Here is a 13,823-nt window from a genome sequence, read left to right on the forward strand (position 1 = left end):
TTTTCAAAATTTAAAGTTAACAATTCATACAATTGATAACTCTAATTTCTTTGGCCGAACATCGGGGGAGCTTACAGCGGCCGTATTATCAACGGTTATTTCAGTGAGTTTGTCCGTGATTAAAAATGGATCCGAAGAAACCAGTAAACTATCGCTCTCTGTTTTGAGGCTCAGGATTCCCCACTTTGGTTCCGTCAGGCCTAATTTAAGTATCTGGCTTTCAAAATTAGCGATTTTGGTGGGAGCCATCAGATCCATACCTGTATATGCATCGGATAAGACCAAACTGTACTTTTCTTCAGTCAATAGCCGAAGTTGTAAACTGACACTCACCGGGAACACCTGAGCCGGCAAGTCCACGAAAGGGAAAAAAAGAAGAAAGAAAACGGGTAAAATCTTCATATTAGTGTCTTAAATCCTCAATAAAAGTACAGAATAGGGTCTGTTTGGTTGCCCTCCTCATTAATTTTTATAAAGAAGTTCATCAATTGTATTAGTATAGCGTTTCAGATTCTCCACATTAAAGCCAGTAAACCTCCGCAATATCGTCCCCTTGTAATCAACAAAAAGTACATATGGAATACCTCCGTCAAATTGAAAAATGTCTTTCGCGTATGTTGACAAATCATTTTGAACCCACAATTGCCGCCACGGCATATTATATTTTTGAGCTGCCGCCATCCAATCGCTTTTCTTTCTATCCAAAGATACAGATACCATCTTAAAGTTTTTATTCAGCCCATATTTTGAATAGACAGCCTGAAGGTCGTGTATCTCTGCAATACAGGGGTTGCACCACGATGCCCACAATATGATCATATTAAGTTTTGCTGTGCTGTCAATGCAAGATTCATAGGCTCCATTAAATGAAAGAAATTTGGTATTGACGATGGTTCTTCTATTATTTTTTCTCAGTACAATGGATTTTTCGATTTCTAATGCATCTTTCCTATTCCTAACATTAGGCAAAAATAATTTTAATAACTCTCCCAACTGATCTGTTGAATATTCATGTTTATACTTATTAAGTTCATGAAGTAAGTAGAAAGAATAGGGGTATTTTTTTACAAAATTCTCATACACCGCAAAGGAACTTATTAAAGGAGTCGAAAAGTTATAATCTAAATTATGCATTACTCGTGTTTGCTTTCCTATAACAACAGAATCTATTAGAGCAGATATTATTCCCTGTTTTATCAAAAAATCCGGCGATCGTTCAGTAATCTTTCCCCCCATGGTAATGCTATCACCTACTATTACCTCGCGCATATTTAACTCCCCAGTTCCGTATCTGTTTTTTGTATTAAAACTGAAAAGCCTAATTATATTATCAGCCTTTGATCGATGCTTAAAGGTGAGATACACATTGTCGCCCGTTCTTGAAGGAGATAGGGTAATATTGAAATTACCATTAATTGTTTTTACAGAATCAATAGCAGCCAAGTCTTCTCCAACGAAGTACAAAATACCGTCGGGAAGGTTGCCCAAACTTCCGGTGATAACGGTGTTGCTATCTTGAGTTGAAGATGTACACCCTGTTAATAATAAAATAAGTAGGTACAAGGCAGGTTTTAACATATCGGTTCAATTAATAAGTCTAATAACCAAAGTAAACGGAAAAGCGTGGTTATCCTAAGAATGATAACTATAGTCATAAAGCACGATCAATTTTTATGAAGAAGTTCATCAATAGTATTAGCATAGCGTTTCAGATTCTCCACATTAAAGCCAGTAAACCTTCGCAATATCGTGCCATTGTAATCAACAAAAAGTACATATGGAATGCCTCCGTCAAATTGAAAAATGTCATTCGTGTATGTTGACAAATCATTTTGAACCCATAATTGCCGCCACGGCATATGATACTTTTGAACCGCCGTCATCCAGTCGTTTTTCTTTCTATCCAAAGATACAGATACCATCTTAAAGTTTTTATTCGGCCCATATTTTGAATAGACAGTCTGAAGGTCGTGTATCTCCGCAATACAGGGGTTGCACCAGGATGCCCATAATATGATCATATTAAGCTTTGCGGTGCTGTCAATGCAAGATTCATAGGCTCCTTTAAATGAAAGAAAATTGGTACCGACGATGGATTTTCTATTGTTTTTTCTTAGTAAAATGGATTGTTCGATTTCTAATGCATCTTTCCTATTCCGAATATTAGGCGTAAATAACTTTAACAACTCTCCCAACTGATCCGTTGAATATCCATGTTTATACTTATTAAGTTCATGAAGTAAGTAGAAAGAATACGGATATTTTTTTACATAGTTCTTATACACCGCAAACGAACTTATTAAAGGAGTCGAAAAGTTATAATCTAGATTATGCATTACTCGTGTTTGCTTTCCAGTAGCAACTGAATCTATTAGAGCATCTATTATTCCTTGTTTTATCAAAAAATCCGGCGATCGTTCAGTAATCTTTCCCTCCATGGTAATGCTATCACCTACAATTACCTCACCCATATTTAGCGTCCCGGTTCCGTATCTGTTCTTTGTATTAAAACTGAAAAGCCTGATTATATTATCAGCCTTTGATCGATGCTTAAAAGTGAGATACACATTGTCGCCCGTTTTTGAAGGAGATAGGGTAATATTGAAATTGCCATTAATTGTTTTGACTGAGTCAACAGCAGTCAAGTCTTCTCCTTGGAGATATAAAACACCGTCCGGGAGGTTGCTCAAACTTCCGGCAATAACAGTATTGCTATCTTGAGTTGAAGATGTACACTCTGTTAATAACAAAATAAGCAGGTACAACGCGGATTTTAACATATCGGTTCGATTAATAAGCCTAATAACCAAGGTAAACGGAAAGACGTGGTTATCTCGGTAATCACTTCAGTATTACAACACTAACGCCACTTAGCCTCCTTGTACTTTACAAAATCCATCGGCTGACCAAACGCTACTACTTTGCCTGTTCAATCATTACCGGCAATTCTTTTTTGAGTAGTTCGGTTCCGTAAAAGCCCTTCGAGTTGAATTTTATTTTGCCGTCCTTGCCAATAATAATCTTTGTGGGCAGGCTTTTTACGTTATATAAATCCGCAACCTTGTCGGCTGTATCCAATAGAACTCTAAACCCGTACTGCGTGCTTTTCATGAAGTCTCTGACAGGCTTGACACGGTCGCCACCGGTCTGGAGCGAATTGACAAATAGAAATACAACAGAAGTGTCCTCTTTATAACTTTCAGCGATCTGGTTCATAATTGGAAACGATGCAATACACGGGGCGCACTAGGTGGCCCAAAAATCCAAAACAACCACTTTGCCTTTGTAATCTGCCAATTGAACGGAATTTCCAGCAAGGTCTTTCAATTCAAACGGAAATGACTCTTTGTTGAGTATCTGGTCTTTAATATTACTTGCTAAATCATCATGTGCGCTTCGTCTGAGGTTTTCAATGAATGAGAGGGACTTTGCCGTAGTGTGACCTTGCAAAATATGAGCTTTCTTTAAAATCATCACAATACTGCTGTCTTCCCTGCCGTCTGTTACAAACTGCTCAAGTTGCGGAATGTATTCCTTTGGAGTGAGCGTTTTTTCAGCAATGGAGGCGTAGAGGCTGTTATATTCGACCTCCCTCCCCTCTTTCACTGTATATGCAGCTTCTTTAGCATAGGGAAGTGCCTCAGGATAACGATTCAGTTTTATCAGGATCTCTGCGTAGCTCCTGGCTGCGAATCCATAATTGTCTTTGCTACTCTGAATCATTTCATTCCGGGTCATAAAGTTCGGCACTTCACCCTGGGGATTGAGCCATTCTTCCCGACTAAAGATTACAGTTTGTTTAGCAAAAGCTGCCGCAAGATCCCAGGTAGCAGAATCTTCGATCGCTTTTCTTGCAGCTCTGCCATAATAAATCCGGAACTGAGTTTGAATGGGGAGCGTCTTCATGATCGATTCAAATCCAGGCCAGTTTTTAGCGTCAATATAAGCTGAAGCCATATTTTCTTTTAACATGATGATCAGCTTGTCGTAAGGAACCGTTTCATTTTTATCCAAGCATTTATTTTCCACTTCCTTTAACCAATCTTCTTTTACCGTGATGTTCTTTTCCTGCCTCAGCATTTGCAGCAAGTCGTCCTGATCAAACTTATTATACGGTATTTTTTCGGCCCTGAGCTTTTTATATGCCGCCGACTTTTCGGGGAGAGCAACTGCGGCGTAAATGTCTTCGAGATTTTCATAATCCTTTTTTGTCAATGCAGGATTCACGAGAATTTCAGCAGCCTCTTGATCCGCCAAATCCCTGGCTTCGGATTGATTTATTCTGTACAAAGTTCGAAGATAGAGTGATGCGGTGCGTCGTTGGCTTTGTGGATATAGGGCGCCCTCTGATTCCAGAAGTTTAAGGATAAGGCTGTTGTCAGGTTTGAGTTGAAACTTGAAAACTCCAAGAAAATCAACAAAACGAGCTTGGTTATAATAGGCGTTCTCCCTGACTTTATTTCCGTCATATAATGGAACAAAAAATCCATGGTTTGAATTATTGTCATGGACTTCTCCGTTTTTAAAGCTAAAGGCGAGCAGAGTCATCGAAGAATCTGTGGCGATGTAGCTGCGGAAAATGGAATCCTTCTTTACAAGATTGATTTCGGAAATAGATTCACGCGTACCCCTATAACTGACCACATGACCCTGGGGAACCGTTAAATAATTCTCTGGCAATAGGTAGGAAATCCTGATGGTATCTCCGGCCTGCGGATGTAAGGGTTCATAACTGAATACACCCTGCCCTTCTGCTACACCTATAGAGCAAAAAAGCAGTGCTACAATGAATCCTGGATAATTTGTCTTCATGTTGAATATGGCTAATTTGGTTTTGCAAACATCGATAAGTTATAGGATGATCCTTCCCATGGCCTGCATAATTTTATCGGGGTCTTAAAGTGTAAGATACAGATATATATTGAAAGGGGATCAAAAGAAAAGTTTATCCTTTCGCATCTCAGAGACCATCTATAAATTCCAATGATACTGACCACCATTTTGTGGATGCATATATTTCGACGTGAACTGCAGTGGACGGTAACAGATTCGAATGTTTTCGAAAATAATTTGGGGAAATTTCAATTTTTTGTAATTACTTTATAGTGATTAGTGTTGTGGTTAGAATTCATCTAGTTCTTTGAAAGCATTGTCGATATTGAGTTTCGGCCGTTTTTAAATTGGAACCGATTTGATATTTAAAAAGATACGGTCTTATAACCAACTGATTATCAGCTATTTTAGATAAAAGTAAGTCCGTCTGCATGCTCAGGTTGGAACCGCCATCCCCCGTTAATGAAAAGTGGATATTATCTGGTTGATTTGGATCATGCCAATGACGCTGGAGTTCTGTTTTCAATAAATCAATATGCGAGCCATATTCCATTGATAATCAAATATTTTTGACAAGTTTATTAAAAAAAATAATGAGGCTTAGATGGTTGGATTACCTATTTTTCGTTTTTGGGCATTTGCAAAAAGCCGAAACAAAGTAACGCATTATTTGTTTATACAATGAAGTAGGTGCAAAAGAATGTGCAAGACGCGATTATGTGGGAGCCAGTTTTGAACTCAAGCGAAATAGTCTTATTGGCCAAAATGGCATTTTAAGTTTGATCATTTTAAACTGAAATAAATCAATCACATTATGGGCTTGTATCAAAATCTTAATCAGCAATTTATCGATGGTATTTGGAAACCTGGTAGCGAATACGACAGCATCGATGATTACAATCCTTACGACAAATCAATTGTCGCCACGTTTAAAGCAGCGGGGCTGAAGGATTTGAACGAGGCTTATAAAGCTGCCAAAAAAGCACAGGATGCCTGGGGAAAAACACTGCCGCAAACTCGAAGCGACATCATGACTAAAGCTGCAAATATCATTGAGCAGCGAAAGGATGAAATAGCCGATATCATGACAAAGGAATGCGGAAGCACCATTATAAAAACAGCAATTGAGCTGCAAATAGGCATCAACATTGTTCGTGAGTCGGCTTCATTTCCCACACGCCAGCATGGCTATATTTTTGATTCCTTTACTCCCGGTAAAGAAAGCCGGGTTTATCGTAAACCTTTGGGCGTTATTGGCGTCATCAGTCCGTTCAATTTTCCATTCAATCTTTCATTGCGCTCGGTTGCCACAGCCCTGGCTATTGGCAATACGGTAGTCTTAAAACCTGCCTCCGAAACACCTATCATTGGTGGAACGATCATCGGGAAAATATTTGAAGAGGCCGGATTACCCAAGGGCGTATTGAATGTTGTAGTGGGTAAATCATCACTGATCGGTGATCCTTTTGTAGAGCACCCGATTCCCAAACTCATCTCCTTTACAGGCTCAACGCCGGTCGGAACTAACCTTGCTAAGCTCGCTGCTTCACATTTGAAAAAAACATCCCTGGAATTGGGCGGCAATAATGTATTCATTGTTTTGGATGATGCCGATATAGACCAGGCGGTAGCGGCCGCTGTTTTTGGGAAGTTCCTGCACCAGGGACAAATCTGCATGTCTATCAACCGCATCCTTTTGCAGGAAAAAATTTATGATGAATTCAAAGAGAAATTTGTTGCAAGAGTCAAAAAATTAAAATTTGGCAATCCTGCCGATCCTGAAGTCTTGGTAGGCCCGCTGATTGATGAAAAAGCCGTTCAGCGGATTTTAAAAAGTGTTGATGCCAGTGTAACGAGAGGCGCAAAAATTGAGTTGGGCGGCAAAGCCAATGGAAATGTCTTGGAGCCGACAGTACTTTCGAATGTGAAAAACGATTTTCCCATTGCGCATGACGAAATATTTGGGCCGGTAGCGCCGTTGGTTCCTTTCAAAACGGTGGAAGAAGTATTGGCCATGGCCAATGAGCTTAATTATGGATTGAGCGGCGCTTTACATACTTCTAACCCTGAAAAAGGAGTGGAAATTGCGCGTCAGATTACTACCGGTATGATTCATATAAATGACCAATCAGTCAACGATGAACCCAATGCGCCTTTCGGTGGCGAAAAAGGATCGGGACTGGGAAGATTCAATGGAGAATTTATTATCGAAGAATTTTCCACCTTGCAATGGGTAACCATTCAACATGAAAAGAGAGATTATCGTCCTTTTTAAAATAGGCAGCGTATGAATCAGCAACCATCCTATCAGCGTGAACCTGTCCGGTTTCATATTATCTCGTTACTACTAAATAAAACTTAGTGCTATGAAAAAGATCCTTTTTTCCTTTTTAATTCTTCTTGCTGCAAACTTCTCTTATGGCCAGAAAACCACATGGAAAGATGATCCCATGCATTCTAAATTAACCTTTACCGTAGTGCACCGGGGCTTTTCTGACATATTCGGACTATTTGAAAAATTCAATGCAACGATTACCACGACGAAGCCCGATTTCAGTGATGCGGCATTTACGCTTTCGGTTGATGTGTCATCTATAAATACTGAAGTGAAAATGCGGGATGATGACCTGAGAAGCAAAAATTTCTTTGAAGTGGCTAAATACCCAACGATGACTTTTAAGTCAACTTCCATCACCAAAACAACGGGTATGAAAGACCGGTTTAAAATTACGGGCGACCTCACCATGCATGGAGTAACCAAACAGGTTACAATGAATATGTGGTATCGAGGGACCCTGTTTGATCCTACTTTCAAAAAGAATAAGGCCGGCTTCCAGATAACAGGAATTCTTAATCGCAATGATTTTAACGTCGGAGCCCCGGATCCATTTGATATCAGTACCGATGTGATGATAAAGGCAGACGGGGAATTCTTTGAGCAATAGCATTCAAAGGCTAGTACTCTATTATTATGAAAAGCTGTCATCGCCTGATGAAACAGCTTTCCCGCAACCCAGGAAAATAGTATAATGTGAAGTCAATCTAATTGATCATTGAAAGCTTTGATGACAGTGACTTTCATAATCTCTCCTTTTCAACTGACCGTGGTACTTAAAGTTTTCTTATTGACGCTCTTTGGGACTGTTACCAAAATCGCAATAATGGCCACAACAACCATAAAAACGTTAAAGAGCAGTCCCAGAGCGGCAGCATACCGTACATTGATATTGTCTGTTCTGCCCATAAAAATATCTGCCATACGTATATTCCCATTCATCTTGCTGGATCCATAATAGATGGCAGCAGAAATCGCAACGCCGAAGGCTGCTCCCAAAGAGGATGCCATTTTGTATATACCAGATGCTGAGCCTGCTTTATCAGCCGGGACATTACTTACAGCAGCATCGGTAGAGGGCGTGGCATAAAAGCCAAGGCCGGTCCCAAACAAAGTGAACCCGATAAATGCGACAACAAGGTATTCATTCGCCAGCAGAAAGGTAAAGCTTGTTAATAAAATACCTACTCCGGTGATGAGACAGCCAAGCAACATCGGTTTTCTTGGTCCCATTTTTTGAAGCAGCTTTTCTCCCACGCGAATTGTACTTAGTATAGCTATTAAATAGCCAACCGTAATTAAACCCGATTGTAAAGACGACAGGCCGGCCTCACTTTGTACAAGCGCTAAGGACACCAGCAATGTTCCGGCGGCACCGTTGAGCAGAAAGTTGGAAAGTGTAGCCCCTGAGAATGTTCTGTTTTTAAATATGGTCAGGTCAATAAAACTCACCTGGCTACGGATCTCGATCCTGAAAAAGAAAATAGCCGAAATGACAAAAACCGCTATCCCCGATAATATAGCCGGACTCAGCCACCCAAGGCTGGATCCCTGACCGATCACAATGTTCAGTGCTACCATTGCAATGATAAAAGTGAGAAGGCCGGCCCAGTCAAAGGATCTCGTACTTGTAGGCTGCTCCTTGGCGCTGCTTTCGGGTGTACCCCTCAGTAGCAAATAGCTGACTATAGCCACAATGATAGAAAAAATGAAAATCCAGCGCCATCCAATAGTGGAAGCGATCAGTCCACCAAATAAGGCACTAAGTCCTGAACCGCCCCATGATCCAATAGACCAAAAACTGAGTGCACGCTGACGTTCCTTACCATCAAAATAAGCTTGCATCAAAGCCAGTGTTGCGGGCATAATACACGCCGCTGAAAGCCCCTGCAAAATACGTCCGGCCATTAAAAAAACAGAAGTGCCGGATGGCGATATTGCAATGAGCAGGGAACCAGCAATACTCAGTGCGAGTCCAATATATGTTATTTTCACGCGACCTACCCTATCGGCTAATCCACCGGCGACGACAATAAAGATCCCGGAAAATAAAGCGGTAATACTGACCGCAATATTGTTTAAGTTATGGCTGATTTTTAAATCAGCCCCCATTGCCGGTGCAATGTTTAAAGTCGTTTGTGCAAAAAGCCAGAAAGTAATAACAGCCAATACAATTCCTGTGATAAGCTTGTCCGTACCACGGTAATTTACACTAATTTCAGATGTCTTTGAAGGTGTCATAAGTATTACAATTTATATTTTCAGCGCGTGCGCATGAACCCCATTCAACTTGCCTGCCTAAATCTATAGCGTTGATTTACCAAATTTAAACAAAAAATCAATGGACTTTTTAAAAAATGAAGCTAAGAACCTACGTCGCAGCTATTTCGCACTCGTATTTTTTCGAGCGCTTTTTGGAGGGAAACAAACTATGCTATTTTTGCAGAATTATTTGGAAAATTTCAATTGTTGTAACTACTTTGTAGTAACAACAAATAAACTATGGAAATTTCAGTAATAAATATCGGAAATTCAAAGGGGATTCGCCTCTCAAAAACCATTCTTGAAAAATATAACATTGGCGACAAAATTGAACTGATTTTGGAGAAAGGGCGAATTATTTTAAAACCCAAACCAGAACCAAGAAAAAATTGGGATAAGGCGTTTAAAAAAATGCACGAAAGGGGCGATGATACGCTCCTGATTAATGATGTTTTTGAAAATGAATTTTTCGACGAATGGAACAAGTAAGTCAGTATGAAATTGTACTGGTTAATCTTGACCCTACAATCGGAAGTGAAATGAAAAAGACAAGACATTGCGTGATTTTGTCTCCTAACGAAATGAACAGGTATCTGAATACAATCGTAGTTGCGCCGATGACAAGCAGCTCAAAACCTTATCCAACAAGAGTTGAAGTAAAACACAAAAAGGCAAAAGGCTGGATTGCGGTTGATCAGATCAGGACTATTGACCGGCAACGCATAGTGAAGATATTCGGAAAATTGTCTGCTGAAGAAATTGAGAGCGTAAAAGCCATAATCAAAGAAACCTTTGTTGACTAAGAACGAACTACTGCTGGATTATTTTTCATTCAAAAATACACAACCTTCACCGTCATTTCCCGATCATCGTTCAGCTCAAAACTGGCCTTTGAGAAATTAGGTTTGTTGGCTATACCAATCGACTGATAGTTGGAAAAACCTATCCCCTCTTTAGGTAAAAGCAACCCCTTGTCGATCTTGCCATTGCCGTTCTCATCGTGTAAAACATTCACCGCATATCGTCCCTTTGGCAGATTTTTAAAGATGACTTCGGATTTACCGTCGACAATGTTAGCCTTTTCGATCCGGTAATATTTTTTGTAGTGCTCATCGGGAATTGAACCGTCCCGGTTGTACAGGGCAAACTGCACATTTCCTTTTGAGTTTCTTAAATTTGCTACTTTCACGACCAGCACATTCCCCTGAGCCTGATCGCCTGAAAATGAACTCAGCGCGATACCGAAAACCAGCATCGGTAGTATGAATAATAGTTTCTTCATTATTTTTGCTTTTTGTTTAGATGGATTTTTTCTTTTGCCCTGTCAACCACATAATAGACCATCGGCACTAAATAAACAGTTAGTGCCAGTGAAGACAACAAACCTCCAATAATCACCCAGGCCAAACCGTTCTTCCATTCGGCTGCAGTGCCTGAAGCCAGTGCAATAGGCAGCATACCAATCGCCATCGATAGTGTCGTCATCAGGATCGGGCGCATCCGCTCCTTCCCCGCAATGATCAGCGCTTCCCTGTACGGTTTTCCAGCCGCTTTTAATTGATTGGTGAAGTCCACAATCAGAATGGAATTCTTCGTCACAAGTCCCATCAGCATGATCAACCCCAACAATGCAAACAGACTTAAATGACTCAGCGATAAATTCAATGCGAGGAACGCGCCGATGGCCGCAACAGGTATGGCAAATAAGGCCACAAACGGATATATATAACTGTCATATAAAGCTACCATGATCAGGTAGATCAACAAAAAGGAAATCATTAACACCGATCCCAATGCGCCAAAACTATCATTCTGCCGTTTGATATCGCTTCCCCAGGTCATCTCAATGCCGTTAGGCAAAGGATGGTCTTTAATATAAGCCACTACATCATCGGCTACTGTCCCGGAAGGACGACCCAAAGCTTCTGCAGTCAGTGTAACCGCGGGCTGCCGGTCTTTCCGCTCCAATAATGACGGTGAATTATCACGCTCGATCGAGGCAAATTGCGGCACTTCAACCGGTACCCCCGCTGGGTTGACTATATGAAGCTGACTGACATCTTCTGCATTTTGCCGACTGAAATGATCCAACCAGACCCGCACCGGGTACTCCGTCCCTTTTTCAGTCAGCGTAGCGTCGTCATTCCCCGTAAACGCAGTCCGCAGATTCGAGCCAACATAAGCTGTGCTCAAGCCTAATCGCTGCATCTTATCTTTATCAGGAATAACTTTCAATTCAGGACTACCTGTCTCTACGGAAAGCCGCACATTATCCGCCCCGGGGATCTTCTCAACGACCGATCTTAACCGTTCACCCGTTTGCATCACCTGCTGAACACTGCCGCCGCTCAAAGTAATTTCAATGGGAGCCGTACGTGGGATCAATCCCAATGCCGACATCGAGAAATTAATACCAGGATAACGCTTTTGCAAATCATCCCGCAATCTCCGCATGAATGCTTCGGTAGATAAATGGTGGATCTCCTTCTTTGACTTCAACTGAACAGTAAACTCGGTTTTGTTGACAGCGCCCACACCCAGACTACCTACACCCGTGCTTGGTCCGCCCACATTGCTGAACAATGTCTCCACTTCAGGGAGTTTTAGAATGTCTTTTTCGATTTTTTCAGAGACAAAATTATTTTGTTCAATTGCCGTCGATTTATCAAACTCCAATTCCAAACGGAACTTTCCCTGATCGCCCGTTGCAATCATTTCCTTGCCGATAATTCCTTGTTTCATCATCGCTACCAATCCAATAAATAACAGCAGTACAATTCCCGTAAAAATCAGTTTATGTTGTAACACCCAATCCAGCGTCCTGCCATACCAATTAATAAACCTGTCCAACTGACGTCCAAACCAAAGGAGGAAGCGATTGAAGAAATTTGTTGGCTGAAGATCCTCGCTCTTGCCGATACGCGACGCCAACCATGGCGTTAGCGTAAACCCAACCAATAGACTTGTAAGCGTGGACGTGATGACCACCACCGAAAACTGTTTGAGCATATCGGCCACAAAAACCTGCAAAAACAAGATCGGTAAAAACACCACAACATCGACCAGCGTAATGGACATGGCAGAAAACCCGATCTCCATTCGCCCTTCAAATGCGGCCTTCCTTTTGTCTTTACCCATATCCAGATGGCGCTGGATATTTTCCAACACTACCGTGGCATCGTCCACCAGGATACCAATAATTAAGCTCATGGCTAATAAGGTCATCAGGTTAAGGGTATATCCCAACAACCACATGACTGCAAAAGCGGTGATTAGCGATGTTGGAATGGCGACCAGCACGATCAATGAATTCCGGAAACTTCTGAGGAATAAAAGCATGACCGCCGACACCAGGATCACTGCCAAGATAAGATCAAACACCACTGAATTAACCGCGGCAATGGTGTTGTCGGTACTGTCGTCTGTTACGACAAACTTTACATTTGCACCGGCCTGCTGTTTTTCAATAGTTTGAAATTTTTCACGGATCAGCCTTGAAACATCCACAGCGTTTGCATCACCCTGCTTCTTGATCAGCAACCCGATGCCGTCTTTTCCGTTGTAGCGGCTGACAGAACTCATCTCCTTCACGCCATCGAAAACTGTTGCAATATCTTTTACGTATACCGGACTTCCCGGAACAGGCATCGCCACCTGAACGTTTGCGATGTCTTCAATTTTATTGTATTTCCCAACCAACCTCACTGAATTGCTTTCTCTGTCAGTCTGAACCTTGCCCGCCGGCAAATCAATCCCCGAACGGTTGATCGCTTCCACCACCTGATATAAAGAAACTTTGTAAAGTTTCAGTTTGTGTTTATCTGCTTTCACCTGGATCTCTCGCTCTTCTCCTCCCAGGATGGTGATCTCTGCCACGCCTTTTAACTGCTGTATCTGAGGCAGGTAATCATCTTTCATTTTCTGGTAAAATTCCGTCGCTGGCAGGTTGCTTGTCGCGCTGACTGACATGATCGGCAAATCATTAGGGGATACCTTACTCATCACAGGGCTTTGAATATCCTGCGGCAGATCTTTTCGAATATTGTCAATATAACGCTGGGCATCCTGCATCGTCTTATCGAGATTCACCCCGTATTTCAAGTTGGCGATGATGATCGACGCATTCGGCAACGATTTTGTAACCAGGTAATCCACACCCTCCAAATTTGAAAGTGCATCTTCGATCTTCCGCGAGACGGAAGTCTCCACTTCATTAGGTTCCGCACCCGGATAGACTGTTCTGATAACAACCACGGGCTGGTTGAAGTCAGGCATTAATTCATAGCTCAGGTTTTTGTACCCGATAATGCCCAGCAACGCGAACAGGCTGAAGAGCACGATAATCAGCGACGGACGTTTGATCGATATCTCGGTAATATTCATGCTTCGCTGA

12 protein-coding genes are annotated in these 13,823 nt (G+C 41.5%); 4 read left to right on the plus strand and 8 right to left on the minus strand.

Translation table 11 applies throughout. The features are described from left to right. Positions 1 to 24: 24 nt before the first annotated feature. The 5 genes from AC3WS5_RS14080 to AC3WS5_RS14100 all read right to left on the minus strand — a co-directional run bounded on the left by AC3WS5_RS14080 (position 25) and on the right by AC3WS5_RS14100 (position 4,812). Positions 25 to 402, minus strand: coding sequence for a hypothetical protein (locus AC3WS5_RS14080; protein WP_492468038.1), 378 nt, complete (start codon positions 400 to 402; stop codon positions 25 to 27). 60 nt (positions 403 to 462) lie between these two features. Further along, positions 463 to 1,578 (minus strand): thioredoxin-like domain-containing protein, encoded by a 1,116-nt coding sequence (locus AC3WS5_RS14085; protein ID WP_492468039.1) that lies wholly within the window; start codon positions 1,576 to 1,578, stop codon positions 463 to 465. Between the two features lie 86 nt (positions 1,579 to 1,664). After that, on the minus strand, positions 1,665 to 2,780 hold the full coding sequence (locus tag AC3WS5_RS14090) for a thioredoxin-like domain-containing protein (protein ID WP_492468040.1): 1,116 nt from the start codon (positions 2,778 to 2,780) through the stop codon (positions 1,665 to 1,667). 136 nt (positions 2,781 to 2,916) lie between these two features. Continuing rightward, a complete protein-coding gene (locus AC3WS5_RS14095) occupies positions 2,917 to 3,234 on the minus strand; it encodes a TlpA family protein disulfide reductase (protein ID WP_492468154.1) in 318 nt (105 codons plus the stop codon). 12 nt (positions 3,235 to 3,246) lie between these two features. After that, positions 3,247 to 4,812: a peroxiredoxin family protein gene (locus tag AC3WS5_RS14100; protein ID WP_492468041.1), complete on the minus strand. Its 1,566-nt coding sequence runs from the start codon at positions 4,810 to 4,812 to the stop codon at positions 3,247 to 3,249. An 835-nt stretch (positions 4,813 to 5,647) separates the two neighbouring features. On the opposite strand from AC3WS5_RS14100, the gene AC3WS5_RS14105 reads away from it, so the two are divergent. Further along, the gene (locus tag AC3WS5_RS14105) at positions 5,648 to 7,108 is read left to right on the plus strand and encodes an aldehyde dehydrogenase family protein (protein WP_492468042.1); all 1,461 of its coding nucleotides are present in this window, start codon (positions 5,648 to 5,650) and stop codon (positions 7,106 to 7,108) included. Between the two features lie 91 nt (positions 7,109 to 7,199). Beyond that, on the plus strand, positions 7,200 to 7,778 hold the full coding sequence (locus tag AC3WS5_RS14110; RefSeq protein ID WP_492468043.1) for a YceI family protein: 579 nt from the start codon (positions 7,200 to 7,202) through the stop codon (positions 7,776 to 7,778). A gap of 149 nt (positions 7,779 to 7,927) precedes the next feature. Here AC3WS5_RS14110 and AC3WS5_RS14115 read toward each other — a convergent pair whose 3' ends face one another. Next, positions 7,928 to 9,409, minus strand: coding sequence for an MFS transporter (locus tag AC3WS5_RS14115; protein ID WP_492468044.1), 1,482 nt, complete (start codon positions 9,407 to 9,409; stop codon positions 7,928 to 7,930). Between the two features lie 261 nt (positions 9,410 to 9,670). Between AC3WS5_RS14115 and AC3WS5_RS14120 the strand changes: the two genes are divergently transcribed. Both AC3WS5_RS14120 and AC3WS5_RS14125 read left to right on the plus strand, forming a co-directional pair. Next, positions 9,671 to 9,919, plus strand: coding sequence for an AbrB/MazE/SpoVT family DNA-binding domain-containing protein (locus AC3WS5_RS14120; protein WP_492468045.1), 249 nt, complete (start codon positions 9,671 to 9,673; stop codon positions 9,917 to 9,919). Next, positions 9,907 to 10,233 carry a type II toxin-antitoxin system PemK/MazF family toxin gene (locus AC3WS5_RS14125; protein WP_492468046.1) on the plus strand — a complete coding sequence of 109 codons (327 nt, stop codon included), beginning with the start codon at positions 9,907 to 9,909 and terminating at the stop codon, positions 10,231 to 10,233. The genes AC3WS5_RS14120 and AC3WS5_RS14125 overlap by 13 nt, the downstream gene beginning before the upstream one ends. 29 nt (positions 10,234 to 10,262) lie before the next feature. Here the strand turns inward: AC3WS5_RS14125 and AC3WS5_RS14130 are convergent, their stop codons facing one another. Then, a complete protein-coding gene (locus AC3WS5_RS14130) occupies positions 10,263 to 10,712 on the minus strand; it encodes a DUF2141 domain-containing protein (RefSeq protein WP_492468047.1) in 450 nt (149 codons plus the stop codon). Further along, positions 10,712 to 13,813: an efflux RND transporter permease subunit gene (locus AC3WS5_RS14135; protein WP_492468048.1), complete on the minus strand. Its 3,102-nt coding sequence runs from the start codon at positions 13,811 to 13,813 to the stop codon at positions 10,712 to 10,714. Before AC3WS5_RS14135 ends, AC3WS5_RS14130 begins: the two co-directional genes overlap by 1 nt. Between the last annotated feature and the right edge of the window lie 10 nt (positions 13,814 to 13,823).

The sequence above is a fragment of the Niabella sp. CPT15-335-S11 genome (genome assembly GCF_058792415.1).